The following is a 25,033-nucleotide window of genomic DNA, read 5'->3' on the forward strand; positions in this document are numbered from 1 at the left end:
TGCGGGAAAAGCAAGCAATGACGCCGGTTTCTCGATGAATCCGGCGTCATTTTATACGACAACATAAAGTTTATGAAAAGGAAGCGCATTTTGCTTTTATCATCTCGCTTGCGGTATAACGACTTTTCGACAGTCTGAATCACGCGACTATCGCGTGGTTTTCATTATACAAAAAAGACGACTGCCGAAGTAATCGTCTTCTATTAATTTTGTTAGTAATTATTTTGACTTATTGTTCAGTGGTATGCACATGATTATGTCCCGTTAAATTACTGTGTGTATGCGTATGTTTGCCGGAACTGTCTTCATGGGTATGCAAATGGCTGTGTTTGTGTATATGTTCATGCGTATGCAACAAGTCTCCGTGGCTGTGCAGATGGGTATGTGCATGCTCGTGTTCGTGATTATGCTGCAGTGAAATCGTGTCCCTTACCATAATAGCTGTGCTGATAATCATAATCAATAAACCAATGTAAAACTGAACAGCCGGTCGTTCCCCCACCAGTAACATACTGAATGCAACACCTAAGAATGGTGCAATAGAATAATAGGCGCTTGTTTTGGCGGCGCCTAAATCCTTTTGCGCCATAATGTAAAAGTTAATGCTAAGTCCGTAAGCTACAAAACCCAAAAGCAGAACCGCCGCAATCCAGCTAAAGGTAGGCAGATTTTCCCCAAGTATGAGTGCCACAATAAAACTTCCCAAGCCAGAGAAACAGCCTTTGATGATTACGATTTCTTCTGAACTCTTATTACTGATCATCTTTGTACAGTTGTTCTCAAAACCCCAGCAAACACAAGCTCCGAGCACGAATAAAGAACCTTTGTTAAATACAAATGCACCGTTCCCCTCAAAACTAAGTATTACGCTGGCTGCTGTCACAAGAAAGATTGCAACCCAAAGCTTTCTTGAAATAACTTCCTTAAAAACAATAAGTGCAATTAAAGACGTTGCAACAATTTCAAAGTTATTCAGCAGTGATACATTTGCGGAGTTCGTTCTGCTGATACCGAACATCAAAAGAATCGGTGCGGCAATATCCAGCACAACCATAGCTATGGTATATGGCAGTTCTTTTTTTGTCAGTGGTTCTTTCTTTTGCCCTTTTCTCGCCGCCTTACTGATAAGGCTGTATACCAGCATTCCTATGCCTGCACCTAAATATAGAAACGCTGCCATCATAGTTGCGTCTACATGATTTAACAATAATTTTGATAAAGGTATGTTAATTGCATATAATGCTGCCGCTAATATTGCAAACATAGTGGCAATGTTTTTTGTTTTCATAAAGACTGCTCCATTTTATTTTTTACATTTTGTTAAGTGAAACGAAAGTTGAAAACCTTTCAGGCTTTATGGTACAATGGTTTCACTACAAAGACAAAGCACTCCTTAAAGGAAGAGAGTTTCTTATAGTGAAATTATATCATACCACATGCCCGAAACGTAACAACAATCATTCATTTTATCGTTACGGCAAAGACGCTGTAGATTATAAAGATATCTTTGCCGAAACCGTCATCATCAATTTGCACCCGGACGCCTGAGGTCAGAGGGGGCAAAGTGGCAATAAAACAAGTATTTTAAGGGCTTTGTTTTGGCCTAAATCTGCTCTTGCAAGCTATAAAGAGAGGAACAACTATAATCCGATCCACAGATAATCCGGCTGTGTTCCTTAGTATTCTGCAGCAAATCGCCGCACAGCCTCAAACGGAAATTTTTTAGTCGTTTTTGGGCTGGTCCTTTTTCGGTTGGTCGCTTTCATGCTTGAATCCCCAAACCATAATTTCATAGAATATCGGCATCAAATCCCGTCCTCTCTCGGTAAATGAATACTCCACATGGGGCGGAATTTCATTAAACTGTACACGATTGATAAAGCCGTCCGCCTCAAGTTCCCGCAGAGAATTAGTCAGCATCGTATTAGTAATACCGGACAGTTCTTTTTTCAGCGTACTAAAGCGGACTGTATCATGAATACACAGTTCATATAAAATCTGTGTTTTCCATTTGCCTTGCAGCATAAGAAGCAACGGCGTAACAGGACAGTTACCGAGATCTGTCACAATTCCTTTTTTTACATCTCGCAAATATTCTTCATATGTCATAATCTTATCCATTATAAAACCTCCATAACACAGAAATAAGTCTCCAAAATCGGATATTCATACGGATAAACAATGAAACAGTGGCAATTGGGGTAAAATTACAATTCAATTCTTCGACCAATCAAGTACCCTTTGCCTCATACCGTCAATATCCAGCACGCCCAGTGCAAATCCCTTTCGGATCAGCTCTTCCGGGACATATTCGTCATATTTTTCAAAAGCCGGAACCTCTTTGGGATGGACAAGCTCCAGCGGATCAAATTCCTTTGCTGCTTCGTTTGCCGTGATCCGATAAAATTCTTCCTCGCTGACTTTCATAGTAAATTGCATATAGTAAGGTCTGGAGGAGTTCAGCCCTTTCAGTCCCAGTTGCTTTCCGCAGCGGATCTTCAAAAAACGTTCCAACGCAAGAAAGGCATAACTGCCAAGCCAGGGAAACAGCGCCCACATATTTCCACCCAGGTGCACTAACGGGTGGTCTTGCATACCGGATTTTTGGAAGGTATCCCGTGCATCCTGCAACCGGCACACCGCGTGCCGCATGAGATACGGATAGCTTTTCTGCTCGTTTAAAACACCGTACATCCGCTCCAGGATACGAGTGTGGATATCCCCCGCCACATCGCCGAAATAAGCAGGGATATTCCCCTTTACCAGGGTGCAGTAGACATCCCGCTTTTTATGGTCCACCTCTTCCACCAGCCAGACCCGCCCGGCAATGGCGATCTTATCCCCAACAGGGGGCGGCTTTACAATAGTACCCAGCTCCTCCGGGCCTGAGCGCACCGAGTACTCGACATTCTCCTGAAATACTGCATAAAACTTGTAGTTGTTTACTATCCGCTCCCCGGTAAGCCCGACTATCAGGCCGCCGTTTTCCGTACGGCTGATGTGATCCATTGCCAGCAGGTGACGCAGCAAAATACGGTAATCTTCCTGTGAGACACGGTGAAAGCAGGAGAGTGTAAGCACACGGGATGCCAGCTCTTGGGGAGTCATCTCCCCACAGGATGCCAGTGTACTCATGGTCTGATGGTAGAGAAGGCTGTATGGCAGCCTACCCATGCGCGGTGGCTCAACAAAGCGCTCCTCAATATATAGCTGCACCAGGGCGATGCCCTGGATCAAATACCATGGAATCATGTCCGGCATCATAGCCCGCGGTTCAGGGTGATTTTCCCGCATGACGAACCACATTTCGGACGGATCGCCGCGCCTGCCCGTCCTGCCCATGCGCTGTAAAAAACCTGACACCGTAAAGGGCGCATCGATCTGGAACGCCCGTTCCAGTCTGCCGATGTCAATGCCAAGCTCCAGCGTTGCGGTGGCGCAAACGGACATGAGGGAATCATCATCCTTCATCTCTTCCTCTGCGCTTTCTCGATAAGAGGCAGAAAGGTTGCCGTGGTGAATAAGGAACCTCTCCGGCTCGTGGTTTGCTTCACAATACTGCCGCAGGCTCTGGCAGACCGCCTCGCACTCCTCACGGGAGTTGGTAAAGATCAGACATTTCTTGCCTCTGGTGTGTTCAAAAATATAGCCAACACCCGGATCGGCCGCCTTCGGTGCAGTATCGGTCGGCAATTCCAGAATGGGTGTTTCAGGCACTGCCAGCTTTCCTTCGTCTGCCTGAGGCGCTGTGTTGTAAAAATGCTCCATGGATAGCCGCCAGACTTCCCTGCCGCCGTCAAACCGGGGAATGACGGTGCGGCGGCCGCTGCCTGCAGCGAGAAAGCGTCCCGCTGCTTCAGGGCTGCCGATGGTTGCGGAAAGACCAATCCTTCTGGGATTACATCCCGCCAGCCGACACATCCGCTCAATCAGGCAGAAGGTCTGCATCCCGCGGTCGCCGCGCAGCAGGGAATGAATCTCATCGATAACAATAAACCGCAGATCACCGAATAACGATGGTATCTCCATATGTTTGTTGATCATCAGCGATTCCAGTGATTCGGGTGTAATCTGCAAAATACCGGCAGGTTTTCGAAGCAGATTTCGTTTCTGTGATTGCGGCGCATCCCCGTGCCAACGTGTCACGGGGATACCGGCTTCTTCGCACAATTCATTCAATCTTCCGAATTGGTCGTTGATAAGCGCCTTCAAAGGCGCGATATACAGTACGCCCACGCTGTGGGGCGGATCCTCGTCCATCAAGGTCAGTATGGGGAAAAACGCTGCTTCCGTCTTGCCAGATGCCGTGGAGGCGGTGATAAGAACATTGTCATCTGTACCGAATATAGCGTCACCGGCGGCATTCTGCACGCCCCGCAGTGCCTGCCAGCCGGAGCGGTAAATGTAATCCTGAATAAATGGGGCATATCTTATAAAAACGTTCATATCGTAAACTCCACATAGTTTTTATCTGTCTCGTTGGAAACCGCCTCTGATTTTGCATAGGTGAAGTCATCCGACTGCAAAAGGTCTTGCATCGTCATGACCGGATTCTGATATAGCAAGTCCAGAAGCTCGATAAAGTCCCTAATCACCTCACGGGGAGTGATGTTCTGGTCAGCGCCGATCCGGCCGTATTCCAGTTTGATAAAGTGTACAAGGTCATCGGTACCGAGCTTCTTTTGATAGCTGTAGAGATCGGCGTGCATACCGGACAGCTTTTCACAGAGCACCAGCATTTCCTCCGGCGTCAGCGGCTCCAGATGTATGACAGGCGCCAGAAGATCCCTTGCGCCGGGCTTTGAGAACTTTCCTTCTGCAAGACGGGAACGGAGGGCCTCATAGCTGTATACTCCACGCCGCTTATCCTCGATCGCCTGGGGTGTCGCGCCCATGATAATGCCGAGATATCTGGCTTTCCCCTGCAAGGTATCGTTATACATGGTCAGCAGTTTTTCGTAATTGTACTGCCTGGTAATCGCATTCGGTATCTTATAGAGATTAACAAGTTCATCAATCATGATCATCATACCTGCGTACCCCGCTAATCGGAAAAATACAGCAAAGATCTTCAGGTAATCGTACCAGTCGTCATCCGTGATGATAATATTGACGCCAAGCTCCTCTTTTGCCTCACGTTTTAGGGCATATTCACCACGGAACCAACGGACAACTTTAGCTTTCATCTCATCATCACCGTCCACATAAGCGTGGTAATAGATCGAAAGGAGTTTTGCAAATTCAAAGCCGTGCACCAGCTCGCTGACTGCGGAGGTAACGGCATAGATATTTTGATCCACAGCTTTTGTCAGCGCGGGATCACCGGGTTCAAGACCGGTCTTTTGCACAGCCTCTGTCTGTACGCCGTTGATCCATCTGTCAAGCACCAGCGTCAGAGCGCCGCCCTCCGGCTTGGTTTTGGTGGATAGGTTGCTGATCAGTTCACGGTACGTAGCGAGTCCCTGCCCGCGTGTTCCCTGCAGACGCCGTTCCGGCGAAAGATCTGCGTCAGCGACAATAAACCCTTTGTCCATACAATAGTTGCGGATCGTCTGGATCAGAAAACTCTTTCCGGAGCCATATCTACCTACGATAAATCGGAACGACGCTCCGCCATCGGCAATGATGTCTATGTCATGAAGCAGTGCCTCAATCTCGTTTTTTCTTCCTACCGTGATATAGGGAAGCCCGATTCGTGGAACCACGCCTCCCTTCAGGGAATTTAGTATAGTTTGTGAGATTCGCTTTGGTACTTTTTTATTATTTTCATTCATTTATTGTTACCTCCAAGTATTTGCAGGATATCTTCTCTGTAATCCTCCACAATGGTGATGGCATTGCCATCGCATGCAAGGACGTTATCTCCAATCTCATCAAACAGAGCTGCATTGATTGTATCAGCCACGACAGAGGGCATCAGATGATTGTCTCTCATATACTTTTCTATTGGTTCATCTTGTAGAATAGCTCTAAGGATCTGTGTATGAAGTACATCCAGCGACGCAATCGGACTGCATATAGATTTTGTTTCATTCTGCTCAATCGGCTTGGTGGGTTCTTCTGTCTGTTTTTGTTCCAGGTTATCCCAAGCTTTCACGTCTATCTCATCCTCTATCAAGAGACTGTCCCTTGTGATGAGTGCATCCTGACGTATTTGGTTCAGACCGGAGAGGTCAATTGTGATCTTCTGCCTTGCGGCTTCGATCTCCGCTTGCCGCTCGGCTGCCAACACCTGTTCCACATAGGGCGCTGCCCATGCCTCATCGGGATTATCACGGAGATAATGGCCAATTTTCAAGTGTTTCCGCAGCCGCCGATCTGTCTCATGGAGGAAGGCATGAAACCTCTTTCTATCAAAATACAGACTGTCATATCGTTCTTCCCGCCACACACCGCCGCGGCAATGATACGTTCTGCACATATCCAGTACATAATCGGTATCCGGATGAGGATGTTCCTCCCAATATACAGCATTGGCAAGGGGACGCCACGGAAAGGATTTCTGTTCCCCAAAACACAGCGTGAAAATATCCGCGCCATTCCGGGAGTTTTCCGACGCATAACGCCAAACTAAGGCAAATAAATGCTTGCCCGGCGCGTCGTCTTTTTTAACAACAGGCGACTGTTCCAGTTTTTTTCCGGCAAAGGTGCAAAGAGCGGAAAAGACCTCTTCATCCGTAAATTTTTTCGGCTCTCTGAGAATCGAAAGAGAGAGGTCCTTTTCCATCACAGCGGAGTCGACATATTTGCGAACCAATGCCGCGGGCACATTGTGGATCACCGCATATTCCAGCATCCAGCGATGCAGGTTTTTGCGCATGCTAAGATCTCCGATCCCGGAGTCAAGAAAGCCAGTCTCAAATTCCCGCATCTTCTTAAGGCTGTCCTCCGGGGAGCTTGTCCCGATCCCATTAAGCAGTTCATACAAGTACAAATAGGCAAGTGAAGTGGCAATCGGGGAAAAGTTCCCTTTTCTGACACCGGTACGCCAGGCAAAGTATCCACGAAGCTGCTTGATATTCAAATCGTGGTAGGTCGGAAAATAGTGTTTATACTCTCCCGTCCATGGCGCATCATCCTCGTAATCCTCCATGAACTTGCCCTGTCGGTGAAAGTTCCGGCACTTTTGCGCAAAAGAACCGTCATTATACTCGTACAGCCTCAACATCTCACGAATCTTATCAGGAATTTTAAGCTCTGCCGCAGCAGATCGCTTGCCAACAAAGGGCAGTGCGGTGTCCTGATATATGTCCGTATGATTTGCGGCCGTTTCATCAAGAACAATGGTATATCCCCGTTCTTCGCCGGAATAGACTGCTCGGTCAAAGAGCCGGAAGATGACATCCGGCTTCGTTCTGTCGTTAAATATAATCCCTACCCACATTCTACCCTCCATGCGAAAAGGAAGTGAGAGGTAAGGCTCTGACAGTTCGGAAAGGATATTCTGACCGCATTTGATATCGCATCTTTGTATTTCCTTTCCTGAATCGGAATCCCACTGGCGCATAAGAAGGGCGATCCACTTTCCTGTACCGGGGTCAGCCAGAACTGAAAAGCCGGGAAAATCGGCCCATTTATGCTGTTCCTGAACATGAAATTTTTCTGCAGCATATGCCGTTAACTCTGACAGTTCCAAAGTGACACCCCCTTACATGAAAGTGATGATGAGACAATGATATTTAAAACCCCATGGAAATAAAAAACATTGCTGTGTCATCTTTCGTTCGATAAGACATTGTATAAATATTATACCATATCCATGAAAAAAATCAAGTACACAGAATAATCTGATATAGTATAAAAAGTATACTGTCGTGTACTCTATATAATATTTGATATTGAGGTTTTAGTGTGAATTATCTATAATAGAGTAATTTAAGGAAAAGGTTGTTTCTTTTTCTCATTTCCGGATATTGATAAAATTCTGCAATGCCACATGTCTTTATTTAATCCATGTCAATTTATCCAGTTTTCAGACTAAGTCAGTTGTTTCATACTATGTATGAATATTCTGCGTACTTGATTTTTTTATGGATATAGTATAATATTTATATCATATATCATTAAAAGAAAAGAGGGAAAAGGATGACTTCATTTGTAGTGGGAAATAAAAACATTTCGGTTTTTCCCGGCACGCTACCCGATATGCCTGTAATCTATCTCAATACATTTGCGAATGAAGGAGAGCGGGTAGCTCAGGCTTTGCAGGACATGGGCTGTCCTGATTTTACACTTGTAGCTATTAGCAACCTTAACTGGGATCATGATATGGCGCCTTGGGATATTCCACCTATTTCAAAGGATGACACGCCGTGCACCGGAGGTGCAGATGATTACCTGCTGTTTTTGACCCGGGAAATTATGCCGGAAGCAGAAAAAGAAATCAAGGGATGCCCTTTATGGCGTGGTTTGGCAGGATACTCTCTGGCCGGTTTGTTTGCGGTCTACTCTCTCTATCAGACAGATGTGTTTTCGCGATTTGCCAGTATGTCTGGGTCCCTGTGGTTTCCGGGGATCAGGGAATATATTTTCTCTCATGATATGAAACGAAAACCGGATCACATGTATTTTTCTTTAGGAGACAAAGAGTGTAAAACACGGAATCCGTACCTAAAAGAAGTGCAGGAGAATACCAAAGAAATCAAGACGTTTTATAGCAGACAAGGAATTGACACAATATTTCATCTGAATCCCGGCAATCATTATAAAAATACAGTTGAGCGAACTGCCGCCGGTATTGCATGGATTTTAAGCAGATAAATAAACAACATGGAGGGAAATAACAATGGATACCATTTATTCATTTTTTCAAAATATAGTTGCAGCTTATACAAATCAACCTGCGATCATTGAAAATGGACGAACTATGACATTTGGCGAACTTTCTGATATGGTTGATATGATTGCGTGCAGTTTCCCGAAAGAAATTCACAGTATCGGCATTGTCATGCGCCATCGTGCGGAAATGATTGCATCTATTCTTGCAGTGCTAAAATGTGGTGCAAGATATGTTCCGGCAGAGCCGGATTTCCCTACTGGAAGAATCCATAGCATGATGGAGGAAGCTAAAGTGGATTTTATCCTGACTGAGCATGCATTCACGCATAAGTTGGATGGTTTTCCACTACGATATACAGATTGCGAAATTTGCGGTGCGGAGACTCTCGCATGGAAGCGGAATGCCATTGCTGATCCGGAGCGACCCGCCTATGTGCTTTATACTTCCGGTACAACAGGACGTCCGAAGGGCGTGTGCGTGACAAATCGGAATGTATGTCATTATGTTCGTGCATTCGCTAATGAGTTTCACCCCGGGCCGGATGATGTTATGCTGCAATATTCTGTTTGCTCTTTTGATATCTTTGTCGAGGAAGTATTTACGAGCCTTTTAAACGGCGCCGCTCTTGCTATCCCATCGGATGAAGATAAGGCAAGTACATATTCTCTTATGGATTTTGTAGAGAAACATCATGTGACTATTATCAGCGGCTTTCCGTATCTACTTGCGGAAATGAACCACCTGATGAAAATCCCCTCATCCCTGCGGCTTCTTATCAGCGGCGGCGATGTGCTTCGCGGGGTCTATGTGGATCATCTGCTCGGCCAAGCAGAAGTTTATAACACCTATGGCCCTTCCGAGACAACGGTGTGTGCATCCTATTACCGCTGTAATGGGGGAACGGTTTTGGAAGATGGCACATACCCCATCGGTCGTCCGGTCAAAGGTGCCAAAATCCGTATTTTAGACCAATGTGGAAAAGAATTAACCGATGGTGAGATCGGAGAAATCTGCATTTATGGAGATGGTGTGTCTGCAGGATATATAGGCGACCATGATGAGGAAAACAAAGCCTTTGAAAAGCAGCAAAACGGCATTATAATGTATCGCAGCGGGGATATGGGATACATTCTGCCAGATGGAAACATTGCCTTTCTGCACCGCAAGGATAATCAGGTCATGATCTACGGTAAACGGGTGGAAGTATCAGAGGTGGAGTCTCGTCTCTATCAGTGCAGGAACGTTCAGCAAGCAATTGTCCGGGCATTCACTGATGAAGAAGGTCTTTCTTATATGACAGCCTATGTTGTTCCCTCTGGCGATAAACTGAAAGTTTCTGAAGTAAAAAAAGAGTTGTCAGAGAATCTGACTTCCTTTATGATTCCTGAATTTTTTGTGGAGATGCCACACATCCCTTTAAATGTCAATGGAAAACCGGATGTGTCAAAATTACCAGTTGTAATGAAAGCGGGGCGTTATAATGAAAATTGAGATACGTCAAGCTGACCTTACCGACATAGAACTCTTAATGAAATGGCGCATAGAAGTGTTGCACGAAGTATTTTCCATTCCGGAGGATCAGCCCATGAAAGAACTGGAACAGGAAAACCGATGCTATTATCAAGAGGCAATACCGGCAGGAAGTCATATCGCCTGTTTTGCTTACATCGGTACAGAAATTGTCGGCTGCGGCGGAATGTGTCTCTACCGGGAAATGCCGTCGCCGGATAATCCCAGTGGACAGTGCGCATATCTAATGAATATCTATACTATACCAAAATTCCGAGGCAATGACGTTGGGAAAACAGTGGTAAAATGGCTGGTTAGCCAGGCGATAAAGCATAAGATAACCAAAATTTATCTGGAGACGTCAGATGCAGGCAGAACACTGTATCAAAAGATTGGCTTTGTTGACATGCATGATATGATGAAGCTGTCGGATGGAAAAATACAGAATTTCACCATTTGACAAAAGGAACCGCTGGTTCAAATCGGCTTTTTTAACTTTGGAGACCTGCATTTTGAGGTATACGAAGGTCAAGGCAGCCATCTTCCGGGTGAGATTGTTTTGATCGATTATATCAACCATGTTATTTTTACGGGAGATGTGTATGTGAATACACGCGGCTATACCTTCGAGCAGGCAATGTATAACTGCTATGCTCCTCTCCTGATGACATCTGTCGAGACCGATCCTGCCTTATGTACAGTGGAGCAAAAAGCGATATTTGATCGACTTGGCCCTGGAAATTGGCGGATATTCGGTGTTTACGGTGCCAAGAAAGAGTATACGGTAAATTCAGCCGAACAGCAGTGATAATATGCAGGCTTCGAGGAAAGTCTCCCTGAAATTAAATTTCCCGACTAATCGGCGGCATCTTGACAAACTAAATCTATTAGTTTATAATTTTACTAATGATATTAGTTTTGGAGATGGTGATATGCCGAGACAAGGACTTGGAAAAGAGCGTGTCGTACAGGCGGCGGTGGCTCTGATTGAAGAAAAAGGGATTTCGCAGTTTTCTATGGGAAAACTGGCAAAACGGCTGAACGTAAAGACGGCTTCTTTATATAATCATGTGAAAAACTTAGATATGCTGCTGGAAGCCGTAGGATTTGTTGCTATCACTCAATTAACAGAGGCCGAGGAAAGGGCAGTCAAAGGTAAAACAGGAGATGAGGCGCTCTTTGCTTTGGCGGAAGCGTTTCGCGCCTTCGCCAGGGAGCATTATCAGCTGTATAGGGTGATAATGGGATTTCCAAAATGGAACAATCGGATGCTGGAACAAGGGGCCGGAAAAATTGTAAGACCGGTGATGCAGGTACTTGCCGGCTATGGCCTGAGCGAAGTTCAGCAGTTCCACTGGCAGCGGGTTTTGCGAGGAATGATGGTGGGGTTTGCCTTTCACGAACATGCTGGGGGATTTTCCCATTTTCCCGTCGATAAAGACGAGAGCTACTGTATCGCTATTCAATCCATTGCAGATAGTCTACATCGTATCGGAGGGATGACAGAATGAAAACGAAAGAACAAGTTTTATTTCAGGATGCTCCTGTCGGCAAGGCTGTCATCTCGCTTGTGATTCCCACTGTAATCAGCCAGCTGATCACCGTAGTATACAACATGGCAGACACCTTTTTATCGGGCAGATAGGCGACCCAAACCAGGTGGCCGCAGTTTCGCTGTGTATGCCCATGTTTATCTTTTTAACGGGGCTGGCCAATCTGTTTGGCATCGGTGCATCCAGCCTTATGTCCCGTAGCTTGGGGGTTGGCAATCATCAGAAAGCGAAACAGACGGCGGTTTTCAGTATTTGGACCTCCGTTGGTATTTCTCTGGCTTATGGACTTCTGCTTGCGCTGCTTCAGCCGGTGTTGCTCCCTTGGGCAGGCGCAGATGATGCTACATATGAATTTTGCAGTCAGTACATCTTTTGGACCATCACCGTCGGTGCTGTACCAACCGTACTCAATCAGGAGCTGGCCCACTTGGTACGGGCAGAGGGAAATTCGGCTCAGGCGAGTTTTGGCGTGGCGATGGGTGGGGTGCTAAACATCATCTTGGATCCAATCTTTATTTTTTTACTGGGATTTAACATTGCTGGTGCGGCAATCGCTACGATGCTATCCAATGTTATTGCTACCATATACTTTATGTTGTTGATTTTTTGCAAACGCCAATCGACGGACATTTCCTTTAACCTTACACTTTATACATGGAGGCATCGCATTGCACGTGAAGTGCTTCTGGTAGGGCTGCCCAGCTGCCTGATGAATCTGATGGGCGTACTTTCTAACATCACCATCAACAAGCTGATGGCGGGGTATTCCAACGCTGCGGTGGCTGGGATTGGCGTGGCAAAAAAGGTTGATATGTTATCCTTTGCGATTGCAACCGGTATGTCTCAGGGCGTACTGCCGCTCATTGGTTATAATTATTCCGCTCAAAATTATCGGCGGATGAAAGCCGCTATCCAGACCAGCTTTCTGATTAGTTTAGCTGTCGCTATTGTTGGAACAGTGTTTCTGTTTACCTGTGCAGGACCGATAGTTCGTGCCTTTATTGACGATGCAGAGACAGTTCGTTTTGGTCAGATGTTCCAGCGGATTATTTGTATTACAGGACCATGCATTTCCGTGACCATGCTGGCCATTACTGCTTTCCAGTCTGTGGGAAAGAAACTGGAGCCCGCTATCCTTTCCCTGCTTCGAAAAGGCGGACTGGACATCCCGTTTATGTTTGTGATGAATGCCCTAGCGGGGGTCAACGGCATTGTGTGGGCTACGCCCATCGCCGACTTTGGCGCGATGGCAGTGGCGGTAATCTTGTTTATCCCATTCTGGCGCAGGATATCGTCCCTAAAAAATCAGCAGGATTGCGGCAAACAATCCACTTACACACATGGTAAAAATATGTAAAATCAAAGGATATGTAAAGTATGAAACCAATAGTAAAAGAGATAGAAGTAAAAAGTGTATTGACAAAATCCAATCTTCCCGTTGCAGACTATTCGGTCAATCCCTATACCGGCTGTGCCCATGACTGTAAATATTGTTATGCCTCGTTTATGAAACGGTTCTCCAACCATCCAGAACCGTGGGGTGACTTTGTAGATGTGAAGCACTGGCCGGAGATCAAAAATCCGAAGAAATATGCAGGCAAAGAGTTGTTTATTGGCTCAGTTACTGACCCATACCAGCCTTTAGAGGAAACTTGCAGACGCACTCGTACTTTATTGGAACAGATGCAAGGCAGCGGGTGCAGCTTGAGCATCGCTACCAAATCCGATTTGGTAGTGCGGGACTTGGATTTAATCAAAAAATTCCCCAATGCACGTGTATCCTGGTCTATTAATACGCTGGATGAGTCCTTCCGGGAGGAGATGGACAATGCGGTGAGCATTGAGCGGAGACTGACCGCAATGAAGACCTTTCACGATGCAGGAGTACGCACCACTTGCTTTATCTCCCCGATTTTTCCAGGTATTACCGACATACCCTCTATCATACGCAGAGCTAAAAATCAGTGCAATCTGGTATGGTTGGAGAACCTAAACCTTCGAGGCGGATACAAGAAAACCATCCTCGACTACATTGACGAGAAGCATCCTGACCTGATGCCACTGTATCGGGCAATCTATCAGGAGGGCGACCGCAGTTATTGGGCCAGGCTGGATAAAGAAATGCGTCAATTTTGTAACGAAGAGGGACTTATGTATGTCCGGAACGACGACTCCATCAAGCGGCCTTTTGATGCTCCGCCCATCGTGGTCAACTACTTTTTTCACGAGGAGATCATCCCATCGGCAAAGAAGAAGCAAACAAAATGATTATGCTTCTTACTCAGTTACCAGTATGTAATTGTATATTGACGCAATCGTAAGAACTAAAGTAACTGCGCTGTTTTTGCGCTTGTAGTATAGAAGGACACTTTATATTTGACAAGCAGCGCAACTCAGTAAATCAGTTTGTGTGTATCACATACAAGCATTGCCACAATATTTTGCTTGTACATCGCTCAGTAAAAAATAATGTTTTCATATGCAGAGCATCGTAGATGTAATCATATATGCTTTTGCATTGTGGATTTTTTCGTTTTGCATTATAAAGTCAAGCAGAAATGCCTCAAGCTTGCCATAATCAATTTCAAGAAATCTCTGCCTGACAAGTTCAGCAGGACACTGCTTTTTTTCTATGGTGTAATATGGAGTATCAATTGTCAGAACCTCAGCCATAACATTAATAATCTTGTCTATGACTGATTTGTCATAATGATATAAAAGGATATCATATTTAATATTATCCTTGATTTTCAAGTGCAACGATAGATGCCCTAATCGCATCAATCCCTTCTTTGCAGATCATCGATAAGCCTTTTAGAGTGTAGTCTTACTCTTCAGGCAAACTAAGCATAAGAGAAAGTAACCCTTTGGATTTGAGCGATAGTTTCTTATTTCGCAAATGATGATTTGACATTACTATATCATTTTTGTTTTTTTCAATTCGAAATACGCACATGGTAAACCTCCTTTCCTAAATTTGGGTACAAAAAAAGCGCGTTCACTAAGCTTAAATTGAGCAGTAAACACGCAATGCTTAAATCTATATTCAATTTTAATTTATATGTTAAAAGTGATTTTATTTCATCAAATTATGCCAAATTACAACAAACTCATCAAATCGAAAAAAGCAAAGTAAACAACATTAAAAATCACGTAAAATCAGAGTGAATTTTAGCCATTTTTTAGCCCATCTAAATTGGTTTAAAATGAGTTAAATTCCGTCAAATTTTGCGGGAGACGACAGAGATTTTTGGGCATAGAAAAAACCCAGAAACCGCATGGTTGCTGGGTTTTTGAATGTTTTTGATTGTGATTTTATCTCTTACTAAACTGCGGAGCACGACGTGCGGCTTTTAAACCGTACTTCTTTCTTTCCTTCATTCTCGGGTCACGGGTCAGATAACCTGCTGCTTTTAACAGACTGCGGTATTCCTCGTCAACCTCCAGAAGCGCTCTTGCAATACCATGACGGATCGCGCCGGCCTGACCGGTAAAACCGCCGCCCTGTACGTTAACCAGAACGTCAAATTTACCTGTTGTTTTGGTGAGTTCCAGCGGCTGTCTTACAACAACCTTTAAAGTCTCCAAACCGAAATAATCGTCCATATCCCGCTTGTTGATTACAATCTTACCGCTGCCGGGTACCAATCTAACCCTGGCAATGGATTTTTTTCTTCTACCTGTTCCGTAATACTGTACGCTTGCCATTTGTATTTAGTCCCCTTTCTTAGTTCTGTTCCCAGACGATGGGCGCCTGAGCCTGGTGATTGTGTTCTGCGTCCTTGTAGATGCGCAGTTTCTTTAATGCGTTTCTGCCCAGCGTATTGTGGGGAAGCATTCCCGCAATTGCCAGTTCCATTGCTTTTTCCGGACGTTTTTCCATTAACTCTTTGTAGGAAACCTCTTTCAAGTGGCCGATGTAACCGGTGTGTCTGTACCATTTCTTCTGCATCAGCTTGTTGCCGGTCAATACAGCGTCTTTTGCGTTGATGATAATCACATATTCGCCACAGTCTACACCGGGGGTGTAAATGGGACGATGTTTCCCTCTCAGGATCGTGGCTGCCTGCGCTGCAACGCGGCCCAGCGGTTTGCCGGCAGCATCAATGATATACCATTTTCTTTCAATTTCATTCGCTTTTGCCATGTAAGTTGACATGCTTATGCCTACCTCCTGTTTATATTCATTCGTCTGTCCCAGGGACAGACAGCGCCTTAAGGCATTTGTTTTTAGCACCGCTTTCCAAGATAAAACCGTATGGATCCTTTCTGTGTCAAAATTCCATGTTGGTAAACTGCCAATCTTCGCGACGGTCCACTGTCAACCCTATCAGTAACCGGGTGCGAAAAACAAACGCCTCAATTTTCGACGCTCCGCTATTATAATATGTTTTCTGAAATTTGTCAATACTTTTTTTGAAAAAAATTAACTTATATATAGTCATGCTCTTGTTTTCTTGCATATACTCATAAATACTCTCGTATTCTAACTTTTGAATTTTAAATTTGTGCATTTTGCCAATATGATTTAGCTATGGCTTTTATTCTGTTTTTGCAGGATTTCTCTTTTTTTCTAGCATATTCTCACTTGATGAAAAAAGTTTCAATTTTTTTGGAAAATGTATTGACAAAATGAAAAAAACATGATATTATATTCAGGTCGCTGTGAGGCGGACAACCTTTGAAATTGAATACGGAGGGGTTCCCGAGTGGCCAAAGGGGGCAGACTGTAAATCTGTTGCATCTTGCTTCGATGGTTCGAATCCATCTCCCTCCACCAAGTCGGAGCAAAGTTTTTCTTTGCTCCGATTTTTTGTATTTACAAATAAAGAAACGGAGGCGGCGGCAAATGAAGCGGAAGAAAACACAGCAAATGTCGGAATCCATGCTCACCGCAGTGTTTTTGACGCTGGCAGGGGGATTTCAAGATGCCTATTCCTATAACTGCCGCGGCGGTGTTTTTGCCAACGCACAAACGGGGAATATTGTGCTTTTGGGACAGAATCTTGCAATGGGAAAATGGGCGGCATGCATTCATTATATTTTTCCTGTTGCAGCTTTTTTTGCAGGGGTTTATGCTGCGGAACGCTTGCGGCATGCCTGTTCGGAGTCTCGGCGGCTGCACTGGCGGCAGACGGTGCTGATATTTGAGATATTGCTTTTGGTGATTACGGGACTTTTGCCGCAGACCATGAATGTTTTAGCTAATATTATGATGTCATTTGCCTGCGCTATGCAGGTCAACAGCTTTCGAAAGGTGAGAGGCCTGCCTTTTGCCACCACCATGTGTATTGGAAATATGCGCAGTGCGGCAGAGCTTTTATGTCGCTACCGGATTACGGGTGATATAGAGCTACAGCGAAAAAGCCTTCATTATTTTTTTATTATTTTTATTTTTGCCATTGGCGCAGCTTGCGGCGCCGTGCTTACCGGCTGGATCGGAAACGGATCCATCTGGATTGCGGCAGCGCTTTTGCTGGTAGGATTTTTTCTGATGTTTTTTAAGGAAGAAGAGCAGATAGCTTGACTTTTTTACAAAAAATGCGTAAAATATTTTTATGAGTAACCGAAGAAAGAGGTAGGGAGAAATGGATTATACAGCCCTTGCGGAACTGCTGTTTCCGCAGATTGATAAAAACCCGGAGGATTATGAGCAAAAATATCCGTTGCGGGATTTGCCGGACGGCGCCATGGTGACCAGAATTGGACCAAGTCCCACGGGATTTGTGCATCTGGGGAATTTATACAATGCCATGATTGGAGAACGACTGGCTCATCAAAGCGGCGGCACGTTTTATCTCCGGGTAGAAGATACAGACGCCAAGCGGGAGGTCCCCGGTGCGGTAGAGCTGGTGCTCTCTGCTATGGATTATTTTGGAATTCATTTTGACGAGGGTGCGGATGCAAACGGGGACAGAGGAAATTACGGTCCCTACCGCCAGCGGCAGAGAAAAGAGATTTATCAGTGCTTTGCCAAAGAATTGGTGCGGCGCGGCCTGGCATATCCCTGCTTCTGTACCGAAGAGCGGCTGGCCGAGATGCGCAGCGAGCAGATGGCGAACAAAGAGAACTTTGGATATTACGGAAAATGGGCGCTGTGCCGGGATTTGTCCTTTGAGGAAATCAAGGAACGGATCGCCGCGGGAGAAAGTTATGTCCTGCGTTTTCGCTCTGAGGGGAACATTGAGAATACAGTGGAATTAAATGACGGGATTCGGGGTATCCTGCATTTACAGGAGAACTATCAGGATTTTGTCCTGCTCAAGTCGGACGGCATTCCCACCTATCATTTTGCCCATGTTGTAGATGACCATTTGATGCGTACCACCCATGTGGTGCGGGGGGAAGAATGGCTGTCTACTGCGCCCATGCACCTTCAGCTGTTTGATACCTTTGGCTGGATCCGGCCGGTGTATTGCCATACGCCGGTGCTGATGAAGATGGACGGAGAAACCAAACGGAAGCTGTCCAAGCGAAAGGATCCGGAATTGGGGCTTGACTATTACCGCCGGGAAGGTTATGTGCCGGAGGCGGTACGGGAATATTTGATGACGGTGCTCAATTCCAATTTTGAGGAATGGCGCAGTGAAAATCCGGAGCTGCCCATGGAGGAGTTCCCATTTTCCCTGGAGAAAATGAGCAATTCTGGCGCCTTGTTTGATATGATGAAGTTTGACAATGTCAGTCAGGAGACCTTGCTTCGGTTGCCGGCGTCTGAAATATATGAAAAGATGGCGGCCTGGCTTTCTGAATACGATCCGGAGTTTGCAAAGCTGTTTACCCGTGACCGTGCCTTTTCCGAAAGGATTATTGATGTGGGCCGCAGCGGCAACCGTCCCAGAAAGGATCTGACCAACTGGAAACAGGCGCGGCAGTTTTTGTCTTTCTATTTTGGTGAAACCTTTGCTATGGAAGATCCCTTCCCGGAGCGGGTGAGCCAGGAGGATAGAAAGGAAATTCTTGCGCGGTATCTTGCGGGGTATGACGCATCCGATGATAACAGCGCGTGGTTTGAAAAAATCCGCCAGATTACAGGAGATATGGGTTATGCGGTAAAGCCCAAGGATTATAAAAAGAATCCGGAACAGTATAAGGGAAGCATTACCGATGTGAGTAATGTGATTCGTGTTGCGGTGGTAGGCAGGACCAACTCTCCGGATCTGTGGGAAATCTGTCAGATTATTGGGGAAGAAGCCATGAAAGAGAGAATCCGGGCCGCCATGTAACGGCCTTTTGAGAAAGGAACAAAAGATATGGGAAAAGAAAACAAACCAGATAACCGGCCGTTTCGCCGGGAAAAGGAAAATATTCTGGAGATGCCCCGGCCGTCTTTCCCGAAGCGGGCGGTGATAACCGGCGGCATGCCATATGGGAACAAGACCCTGCATTTTGGACATGTGGGGGGCGTGTTCGTACAGGCCGATGTGCTGGCCCGGTTTCTGCGGGACAGGATCGGAAAAGAAAATGTGATTTTTGTTTCGGGAACGGACTGCTATGGCTCGCCCATTGTGGAGAGCTATCGGAGCCTTTGCGAAAAAGGCGAATTTTCTGGCAGTATCGAGGATTTTGTGCGGAAAAATCATGAAAGTCAGAAACAGACCTTAAAGGAATATAATATCAGCTTGAATCTGTTTGCGGCCTCCGGATTGGACGAGGCCAAGGTGGAGCATAAGAAACTGACGGATATCCTGATGCAGATGTGGTATGAAAACGGATATCTGGAAAAGATGGTAACCCGGCAGTTTTATGACGCAAAAGCGGGACAGTTCTTAAATGGCCGGCAGGTAGTGGGCAAATGCCCGGTGGAAAACTGCAATTCGGACAAGGGTTATGCGGACGAGTGTTCCATGGGGCATCAGTATATGCCGGAGGAACTGATCGATCCCAAGAGTACCTTGACTGGAGAAACGCCTGAGATGCGGGATGTGACCAACTGGTATATTGATTTGACCCGGTTCCAGAAGCTGATGGAGGAATATGTAGAGGATATTTCCGGCCGTGAGAATGTACGGCCGCTGGTGGCGAACACCATTCGGGAGTTTATGACGCCACCCATGGTGTATATCAAGAACGAGCTTTACGAGGATTATGAAAAAATAAAGGATCAGATGCCGGCGCATACATTAAATACGGCGGCGAATAAAACCTCCTTTTCTCTGGAATTTCAAAATTTAAAGGAGCGGGACGCGGCTCGTGAGGTACTGAATCAGCATGATATACGGTTCCGGGCGGGCAAGACACTGGTGCCGTTCCGGTTGACAGGAAACATTGCATGGGGAGTTCCCGCCCCGGTGATCGAAGGGGAAGAAGGTTTGACCATCTGGGTGTGGCCGGAATCCCTTTGGGCGCCCATTTCCTTTACTCGGACCTATCTGAAACAGCAAGGGTTTGATGAGGAAGAATGGAAGAAGTTCTGGTGCAGTGAGGATGCGGAGGTATTCCAGTTTATCGGCCAGGACAACATCTATTTTTATGGGATAGCGGAAATGGTCATGTTTATGGCAACCCAGGGCAAGGGGCCGCTTTCGGTGCATCCAAAAGACGGACAGCTGACACTGCCGACCCTGGTTGCGAACAATCATATCCTGTTTTTGAACAAGAAGGCAAGTTCCAGCGGTGCGGTGAAGCCGCCCATGGCAGAGGAACTGCTGGACTATTATACAGCCGAGCAGCTGCGGGCACATTTTCTGGGATTGGGACTGGGACTGAAAAGTGTCAGCTTCCAGCCAAAACCCTTAAATCCCACCGCCGGTGAAAAGGATGCTGACCCGGTTCTCAAAGAGGGCAAGCTATTGTCCAATGTATTTAACCGTGTGGCAAGATCCTGTTTTTATACGGCGCAGAAATACAATAACGGCATGCTTCCGCTGGGAGAGATCAGCGAGGAAGTGCTCAAAGAGGGCAAAGAGACTATACTCAAGTATGAGCGGTATATGTATCGATTTGAGTTCCATTCGGTGATGAGCCTGATGGATACCTATATTAGAAATGCCAACAAATATTGGGCAAAGCATATTGCTGAAGCGGATAAGGCAGATGACAATGAAGCAAGACAGCAGGTTTTGCGTGATGTTTTCCATATGGTGCGGGTGGCGGCAGTGCTGATGCACCCCATTGCCCCGGAGGGAACCGAATTGCTGCTTGATTATTTGGGCTTTGGTGAGGAGTTTTGGGATTGGAACCGTATTTTTGATACGTTATATGATTTCTGCGGCGGGCAGGAACATCAGCTGAAGTTTTTAGAGCCGCGGTTTGACTTTTTCCCCATGCACCAAAGTCAGATTGGATAAAAAGAAAAAACGGTTTCGCATACCGCCGAAACCGTTTTTTGCTGAAAAGGAGATGAAATTTATGAAGGAATTGGCGGAATTAGCGCAAAAGCGACGAGGTGTTTTTGCAATTTTATGTGCGGCGTTCTTTTTCGCACTGATGACTGCGTTCGTGCGGCTGTCAGGAGATTTGCCCTCGGTGCAAAAAAGCTTTTTCAGGAATTTGGTGGCGCTTTTGTTTGCATCTGGCGTGCTTTTAAAAACGCCGGAAAAGTTTCACTTCGAAAAGAGCAATCTTCTGCCTTTGCTTTTGCGTTCTGCCTTTGGCACGCTGGGGATTTTGGGTAATTTTTATGCGGCGGATCATCTTTTGCTGTCGGATGCTTCCATGTTGAATAAACTTTCTCCGTTTTTTGCCATTCTCTGTTCCTTTTTTCTTTTAAAGGAGAAAATTAAGCCGGTGCAGGGGCTTGCGGTTTTGCTGGCATTTGCGGGAAGTTTGTTTATTATTAAGCCCACTGGTCAGAACCTGTTGTCCCCAGGCGCAGTTGCCGGGGTTTTGGGCGGTTTTGGCGCAGGTGTGGCGTATACCTATGTGCGGGTTCTCAGCGGCCGGGGGGAGAGAAAACCATTTATTGTTTTTTTCTTTTCGGCATTTTCCTGCCTGTGCACCCTGCCGTTTTTAATTTTTGACTATCATCCTATGAGCTTTACCCAGCTGGTATTTTTGTTGCTGGCGGGATTGTCGGCAGCAGGCGGACAGTTTTCGATTACGGCGGCCTATTCTTATGCTCCCGCCCGGGAGATTTCGGTTTTTGATTATTCTCAGGTAATTTTTGCCGCTGTGTTGGGCTTTTTCCTGTTTGACCAAATTCCGGATCTTTACAGCCTGCTGGGATATGTGATCATCTGTGCGGTTTCTGTAGGTATGTTCTTTTATAACCGTGCCCATGCGAGCGCAGAATAGAAAAAACGCTCCCAAAAGGGAACGGCTGCAGTGTGCCCACACTTTATCGGCACACTGACAGATGACGAAAAAGGAAGTTAGATTTTGAAGGTCGCTTTCGTCGGCGTGTAAAGGTACAGCGGAGAGCATTTTCGGAAAAAACAAGGGCGCCGGATTCTTAAAAATCCAGCGCCCTTGTTCTGCAAAGAATAAAAACGTTTTTATGTTGGTATCACGAATTTTGCGGTTAAGGCTGGTTGATGTCGGCAAAAACGGAGGATTTCATTGCGCCGTTTGGAAGACCTAAGTCTGTCCAGTTCCATACTTCACATTGACCGCTTTTATTGTCGCCGGTGGCATAGGCAGTGCCGTCCTGACTGATGGCTATGGTGTGGTGAACACCGCCCGCGGCAGAAATTAGATTTTTCCAGAGCGCTACCTCACCCTGCCGCCAGTCATTATCGCCGGTTACAGTCAGACGGCCGTTATAGCCCAGCGCCAGCAGGTGAAAATCTCCTGCGCTGATGCCAGCGGCATTTTCAATATGAGAAGTATCGCATTCGCCATAGGTGTTGTCTCCGGTGCTGAGAACCTTGCCGTCTTTGGTTACAGCAGCGGTAAATCCGTTGCCCGCGGCGATGGCAATAACGTTTTGCCATGTGCTGACGTTCAGGGCACCCATTTGATTATCCCCTGCCGCAACCACTGTGCCGTCCTGGCGCAGTCCTACCGTATGGTTCCGCCCGGCGGCGACGGCAACAATCCCCGTCCAGTCCAGCGTGTCACATTGGCCATAGCTGTTATCCCCGGCGGTCACTACCCGGCCATTGTTGGTTACACCCACGGAATGTTTTTCGCCGGCGGCAATATCGATGATATGGTGCCATTCACCCAGGGCGCATTGTGAACTTTCGTCTGCTCCTACGGCCTCTACCGTACCGTTGCTTTTCAGCCCCAGAGTATGGTTGGTACCACAGGCAATGGAAGTAATGTTTCGCCACTCACTGGTGGCGCATTGGCCATAGCTGTTATCACCGGTTGTTACAACTGTCCCGTCCTTTCGGAGGGCGGCCGAATGTTTTTCGCCGGCGCCGGTTGTGCCGCTGAGCAAAGTGATAAGCTGGCGCAGATACCGGTCGCTGTCACGCCAGCTCTGTAAAGAGCCCAGTTCCCGGATGGCCCGGCTGTAATTTTCGGTTTGAATGGAGCATAATGCTTGATACCAACGAATATCCAATGTCTGTTCTTCAGAAAACGTATATTTTTCCAATTTGTCCAAAGCCGCAGAGGCTTCCGCATACTGGCGGGAATCAAACAGCGACATGGCTTGCGCATAGGCATCATTTCCGTTTTGAATATGCCGCCACAGGCAGAATCCGGAAATAAGAACTGCCGCAACCACGGTGACGGCGGCAATCCGACAGATTTTTTTTCGGAGCTTGGCATTTTTGGGTTTTCTCCCCGAGGAAGACTTATCGGAAAAGTCTTTCCAAAGGTTTTCTTCTGCCTTGCGCTGGGCTTTTCGCTCAGAAAATAGTAAATCGCCTTCCGGAGGATCCGGAGATTTGGCTGTTTCTAAGTGGGACGGTACGTCATGCCGCTGCCATACAGTTCCGTCAGAAAAGCAGACCCTGTGCAGGGTAGCAGTAATGCTGGCGGTTCGCAAAGAAGGAAGAGAAACAGGTATATCGTCTCCAAATTCGGTGCCGTTAGGAATAGAAAGCCCCTCATAGGGCAGTTCCGGCCGGGTGGAAACCAGATTGACTTCTTGGTCAAAACAGCATAAATCCACATATACATCGGTTACCGTTTTGCCGCTGACGTTTTTCATCTTCAGATACAGATGGATGGCAAGGGTATCCAGGTTTTGATATAGCCGGCTCTCCAATAGAACAACCGGCTGGCCATCAATAAGGGGATATTCAATTTTTCTGATCAGTTTTTGTCGTTCGTGTTCCATATCAATCACCTTTGTCAGAAGGAGGTGCCGGATACATACCATAAAGGCTGCCCGCTTTGCGCAGCATACTGCGCATTTCCAGCACGGCCTGTTTTGGAGATAAAATTTCAATTTCATTGCCATAACCAAAGATCCAGGCATAAAACCGTGGCCCAAGGGTAGTTTTGACAGCGGCAGTAAATGTACCATTCCAATCCGGAACCATCATGACATCTCTGCCAAACCGTTCCATAACTGCTCCGGATAAATGATTGGCACATCTTAAGGTTACGCCGTGAAAGGAACCGGGGCAGGCGCCTGCTACTTCTTCGGGCTGAAACCGCTGTAAATCTATTTCACGGAACAAGTTTCCGCCTTCCCGGCAGGAAGTCAGGATTTTGACATCCATAATTCGATCCGTTCGAAAATATTCCAGACGATGGCCGTCATGCCGGTAGCAAATCAAATAATAATGGTTATTGTGCCACAGAAAATCCCAGGGGCTGACGACGTAGGGCTGTGCGCGGTTATAAAGAAACAATTTTTTTTCAGGCGTAATTCTAAAACAGAGAAAGGAAACCTGCCGGTTATACCGGATCGCTTCATATATTCGTTTAATACTGGCAAAGCAATCGGTGGTATCATAAAAACTGCGGTTACGGGAAAGCAGACGCCGGGATAGTTGTTTGCGCTGATTGCTGCTGGCAAGTAAGCCCAGTTTGTGGATCAACTGATGACACATTTCTGCAGACAAAAACCGCGCGGAATGGACGGCATCGGTCAAAAGTCTCATTTCTGTCAGGGTAAAATGATGTTTTGCCAGATAGTAACCATAGTCGCTATTCATGCGGATATCCATGCCGGCTTCCCGCAGCAGCCGTATATCGTCATAAAGGCTTTTTCGGCTGGCAGAAATATTTTTGGCAGCCAATTCGTCAATCAGTTGATGTATGGACAACGAAGTACTGCGGTCGGTTTTATCGCCGAAAATTTGTGCCAGACAGAGCAGCTTAAGTTTTTGATGTTCGCTTTTAGCTA

General features: G+C 46.3%; 23 protein-coding genes, 1 tRNA gene and 1 pseudogene. 13 read left to right on the forward strand and 12 right to left on the reverse strand.

Features of this window, described 5'->3' with window-relative positions; all coding sequences use genetic code 11:
• Positions 1-229 precede the first annotated feature (229 nt).
• From INF28_RS06800 to INF28_RS06820, 5 genes are all read right to left on the reverse strand, one after another.
• Entirely contained in the window at positions 230-1,288 is a 1,059-nt protein-coding gene (locus INF28_RS06800; RefSeq protein WP_226392713.1) for a DMT family transporter, read from the reverse strand.
• 434 nt (positions 1,289-1,722) lie between these two features.
• The gene (locus INF28_RS06805) at positions 1,723-2,121 is read right to left on the reverse strand and encodes a winged helix-turn-helix transcriptional regulator (RefSeq protein WP_226392714.1); all 399 of its coding nucleotides are present in this window, start codon (positions 2,119-2,121) and stop codon (positions 1,723-1,725) included.
• Positions 2,122-2,214: 93 nt separating this feature from the next.
• A complete protein-coding gene (locus INF28_RS06810; RefSeq protein ID WP_226392715.1) occupies positions 2,215-4,446 on the reverse strand; it encodes a DEAD/DEAH box helicase in 2,232 nt (743 codons plus the stop codon).
• Positions 4,443-5,774: an ATP-binding protein gene (locus INF28_RS06815; protein WP_226392716.1), complete on the reverse strand. Its 1,332-nt coding sequence runs from the start codon at positions 5,772-5,774 to the stop codon at positions 4,443-4,445. The genes INF28_RS06810 and INF28_RS06815 overlap by 4 nt, the downstream gene beginning before the upstream one ends.
• Positions 5,771-7,636 (reverse strand): TerB N-terminal domain-containing protein, encoded by a 1,866-nt coding sequence (locus INF28_RS06820; RefSeq protein ID WP_226392717.1) that lies wholly within the window; start codon positions 7,634-7,636, stop codon positions 5,771-5,773. Before INF28_RS06820 ends, INF28_RS06815 begins: the two co-directional genes overlap by 4 nt.
• 449 nt (positions 7,637-8,085) lie before the next feature.
• On the opposite strand from INF28_RS06820, the gene INF28_RS06825 reads away from it, so the two are divergent.
• The 8 genes from INF28_RS06825 (at position 8,086) to INF28_RS06860 (ending at position 14,109) form a co-directional block, all read left to right on the forward strand.
• Positions 8,086-8,760 carry an alpha/beta hydrolase gene (locus INF28_RS06825; RefSeq protein WP_226392718.1) on the forward strand — a complete coding sequence of 225 codons (675 nt, stop codon included), beginning with the start codon at positions 8,086-8,088 and terminating at the stop codon, positions 8,758-8,760.
• Positions 8,761-8,785: 25 nt separating this feature from the next.
• A complete protein-coding gene (locus tag INF28_RS06830; protein ID WP_226392719.1) occupies positions 8,786-10,270 on the forward strand; it encodes an amino acid adenylation domain-containing protein in 1,485 nt (494 codons plus the stop codon).
• The gene (locus INF28_RS06835) at positions 10,260-10,748 is read left to right on the forward strand and encodes a GNAT family N-acetyltransferase (RefSeq protein ID WP_226392720.1); all 489 of its coding nucleotides are present in this window, start codon (positions 10,260-10,262) and stop codon (positions 10,746-10,748) included. Before INF28_RS06830 ends, INF28_RS06835 begins: the two co-directional genes overlap by 11 nt.
• Positions 10,749-10,847: 99 nt before the next feature.
• Positions 10,848-11,096, forward strand: a complete 249-nt coding sequence (locus INF28_RS06840) for a hypothetical protein (RefSeq protein WP_226392721.1) — start codon at positions 10,848-10,850, stop codon at positions 11,094-11,096.
• Positions 11,097-11,220: 124 nt separating this feature from the next.
• Positions 11,221-11,799 (forward strand): TetR/AcrR family transcriptional regulator, encoded by a 579-nt coding sequence (locus INF28_RS06845; protein ID WP_226392722.1) that lies wholly within the window; start codon positions 11,221-11,223, stop codon positions 11,797-11,799.
• On the forward strand, positions 11,796-11,933 hold the full coding sequence (locus INF28_RS06850; RefSeq protein ID WP_226392723.1) for a hypothetical protein: 138 nt from the start codon (positions 11,796-11,798) through the stop codon (positions 11,931-11,933). The genes INF28_RS06845 and INF28_RS06850 overlap by 4 nt, the downstream gene beginning before the upstream one ends.
• Before the next feature lie 41 nt (positions 11,934-11,974).
• Positions 11,975-13,198 (forward strand): MATE family efflux transporter, encoded by a 1,224-nt coding sequence (locus tag INF28_RS06855; RefSeq protein WP_264175716.1) that lies wholly within the window; start codon positions 11,975-11,977, stop codon positions 13,196-13,198.
• A gap of 20 nt (positions 13,199-13,218) precedes the next feature.
• Positions 13,219-14,109 (forward strand): radical SAM mobile pair protein B, encoded by an 891-nt coding sequence (locus tag INF28_RS06860; RefSeq protein WP_226392724.1) that lies wholly within the window; start codon positions 13,219-13,221, stop codon positions 14,107-14,109.
• A gap of 207 nt (positions 14,110-14,316) precedes the next feature.
• Here INF28_RS06860 and INF28_RS06865 read toward each other — a convergent pair whose 3' ends face one another.
• From INF28_RS06865 to INF28_RS06885, 5 genes and pseudogenes are all read right to left on the reverse strand, one after another.
• Positions 14,317-14,622, reverse strand: coding sequence for a DUF6017 domain-containing protein (locus INF28_RS06865; protein WP_226392725.1), 306 nt, complete (start codon positions 14,620-14,622; stop codon positions 14,317-14,319).
• Positions 14,582-14,797: pseudogene (locus tag INF28_RS06870) on the reverse strand (hypothetical protein); the annotation flags it as partial. The gene INF28_RS06865 and the pseudogene INF28_RS06870, both read right to left, overlap by 41 nt.
• Before the next feature lie 359 nt (positions 14,798-15,156).
• Entirely contained in the window at positions 15,157-15,549 is a 393-nt protein-coding gene (gene rpsI / locus INF28_RS06875) for a 30S ribosomal protein S9 (protein ID WP_226392726.1), read from the reverse strand.
• Positions 15,550-15,568: 19 nt separating this feature from the next.
• Positions 15,569-16,000 (reverse strand): 50S ribosomal protein L13, encoded by a 432-nt coding sequence (rplM, locus tag INF28_RS06880; RefSeq protein WP_226392727.1) that lies wholly within the window; start codon positions 15,998-16,000, stop codon positions 15,569-15,571.
• Positions 16,001-16,115: 115 nt separating this feature from the next.
• The gene (locus tag INF28_RS06885; protein ID WP_226392728.1) at positions 16,116-16,355 is read right to left on the reverse strand and encodes a hypothetical protein; all 240 of its coding nucleotides are present in this window, start codon (positions 16,353-16,355) and stop codon (positions 16,116-16,118) included.
• 181 nt (positions 16,356-16,536) lie between these two features.
• Here INF28_RS06885 and INF28_RS06890 point away from each other — a divergent pair.
• The 5 genes from INF28_RS06890 (at position 16,537) to INF28_RS06910 (ending at position 22,077) form a co-directional block, all read left to right on the forward strand.
• Positions 16,537-16,621, forward strand: a tRNA-Tyr gene (locus INF28_RS06890).
• Between the two features lie 69 nt (positions 16,622-16,690).
• Positions 16,691-17,368 carry a YoaK family protein gene (locus INF28_RS06895; RefSeq protein WP_226392729.1) on the forward strand — a complete coding sequence of 226 codons (678 nt, stop codon included), beginning with the start codon at positions 16,691-16,693 and terminating at the stop codon, positions 17,366-17,368.
• A 61-nt stretch (positions 17,369-17,429) separates the two neighbouring features.
• Positions 17,430-19,067 carry a glutamate--tRNA ligase gene (gltX, locus tag INF28_RS06900; protein WP_226392730.1) on the forward strand — a complete coding sequence of 546 codons (1,638 nt, stop codon included), beginning with the start codon at positions 17,430-17,432 and terminating at the stop codon, positions 19,065-19,067.
• A 27-nt stretch (positions 19,068-19,094) separates the two neighbouring features.
• Complete coding sequence (locus tag INF28_RS06905; protein WP_226392731.1) at positions 19,095-21,131, forward strand: methionine--tRNA ligase; 2,037 nt, start codon at positions 19,095-19,097, stop codon at positions 21,129-21,131.
• A gap of 61 nt (positions 21,132-21,192) precedes the next feature.
• Entirely contained in the window at positions 21,193-22,077 is an 885-nt protein-coding gene (locus tag INF28_RS06910) for a DMT family transporter (protein ID WP_226392732.1), read from the forward strand.
• 226 nt (positions 22,078-22,303) lie between these two features.
• Here INF28_RS06910 and INF28_RS06915 read toward each other — a convergent pair whose 3' ends face one another.
• The gene (locus tag INF28_RS06915; protein WP_226392733.1) at positions 22,304-24,016 is read right to left on the reverse strand and encodes a hypothetical protein; all 1,713 of its coding nucleotides are present in this window, start codon (positions 24,014-24,016) and stop codon (positions 22,304-22,306) included.
• Position 24,017: 1 nt separating this feature from the next.
• The gene (locus tag INF28_RS06920) at positions 24,018-24,953 is read right to left on the reverse strand and encodes a helix-turn-helix transcriptional regulator (RefSeq protein WP_226392734.1); all 936 of its coding nucleotides are present in this window, start codon (positions 24,951-24,953) and stop codon (positions 24,018-24,020) included.
• Between the last annotated feature and the right edge of the window lie 80 nt (positions 24,954-25,033).

Source organism: Ructibacterium gallinarum (assembly GCF_014982785.1).
GTDB classification, from domain to species: domain Bacteria; phylum Bacillota; class Clostridia; order Monoglobales; family Monoglobaceae; genus Ructibacterium; species Ructibacterium gallinarum.

What these genes read in the sequence shown, in the direction of transcription:
- INF28_RS06800 (WP_226392713.1), bottom strand. Translation starts at nt 1,288, where the DNA reads ATGAAAACAAAAAACATTGCCACTATGTTTGCAATATTAGCGGCAGCA.
- INF28_RS06805 (WP_226392714.1), bottom strand. Translation starts at nt 2,121, where the DNA reads ATGGATAAGATTATGACATATGAAGAATATTTGCGAGATGTAAAAAAA.
- INF28_RS06810 (WP_226392715.1), bottom strand. Translation starts at nt 4,446, where the DNA reads ATGAACGTTTTTATAAGATATGCCCCATTTATTCAGGATTACATTTAC.
- INF28_RS06815 (WP_226392716.1), bottom strand. Translation starts at nt 5,774, where the DNA reads ATGAATGAAAATAATAAAAAAGTACCAAAGCGAATCTCACAAACTATA.
- INF28_RS06825 (WP_226392718.1), top strand. Translation starts at nt 8,086, where the DNA reads ATGACTTCATTTGTAGTGGGAAATAAAAACATTTCGGTTTTTCCCGGC.
- INF28_RS06830 (WP_226392719.1), top strand. Translation starts at nt 8,786, where the DNA reads ATGGATACCATTTATTCATTTTTTCAAAATATAGTTGCAGCTTATACA.
- INF28_RS06835 (WP_226392720.1), top strand. Translation starts at nt 10,260, where the DNA reads ATGAAAATTGAGATACGTCAAGCTGACCTTACCGACATAGAACTCTTA.
- INF28_RS06845 (WP_226392722.1), top strand. Translation starts at nt 11,221, where the DNA reads ATGCCGAGACAAGGACTTGGAAAAGAGCGTGTCGTACAGGCGGCGGTG.
- INF28_RS06850 (WP_226392723.1), top strand. Translation starts at nt 11,796, where the DNA reads ATGAAAACGAAAGAACAAGTTTTATTTCAGGATGCTCCTGTCGGCAAG.
- INF28_RS06855 (WP_264175716.1), top strand. Translation starts at nt 11,975, where the DNA reads ATGTTTATCTTTTTAACGGGGCTGGCCAATCTGTTTGGCATCGGTGCA.
- INF28_RS06860 (WP_226392724.1), top strand. Translation starts at nt 13,219, where the DNA reads ATGAAACCAATAGTAAAAGAGATAGAAGTAAAAAGTGTATTGACAAAA.
- INF28_RS06865 (WP_226392725.1), bottom strand. Translation starts at nt 14,622, where the DNA reads ATGCGATTAGGGCATCTATCGTTGCACTTGAAAATCAAGGATAATATT.
- rpsI (WP_226392726.1), bottom strand. Translation starts at nt 15,549, where the DNA reads ATGGCAAGCGTACAGTATTACGGAACAGGTAGAAGAAAAAAATCCATT.
- rplM (WP_226392727.1), bottom strand. Translation starts at nt 16,000, where the DNA reads ATGTCAACTTACATGGCAAAAGCGAATGAAATTGAAAGAAAATGGTAT.
- INF28_RS06885 (WP_226392728.1), bottom strand. Translation starts at nt 16,355, where the DNA reads ATGCACAAATTTAAAATTCAAAAGTTAGAATACGAGAGTATTTATGAG.
- INF28_RS06895 (WP_226392729.1), top strand. Translation starts at nt 16,691, where the DNA reads ATGAAGCGGAAGAAAACACAGCAAATGTCGGAATCCATGCTCACCGCA.
- gltX (WP_226392730.1), top strand. Translation starts at nt 17,430, where the DNA reads ATGGATTATACAGCCCTTGCGGAACTGCTGTTTCCGCAGATTGATAAA.
- INF28_RS06905 (WP_226392731.1), top strand. Translation starts at nt 19,095, where the DNA reads ATGGGAAAAGAAAACAAACCAGATAACCGGCCGTTTCGCCGGGAAAAG.
- INF28_RS06910 (WP_226392732.1), top strand. Translation starts at nt 21,193, where the DNA reads ATGAAGGAATTGGCGGAATTAGCGCAAAAGCGACGAGGTGTTTTTGCA.
- INF28_RS06915 (WP_226392733.1), bottom strand. Translation starts at nt 24,016, where the DNA reads ATGGAACACGAACGACAAAAACTGATCAGAAAAATTGAATATCCCCTT.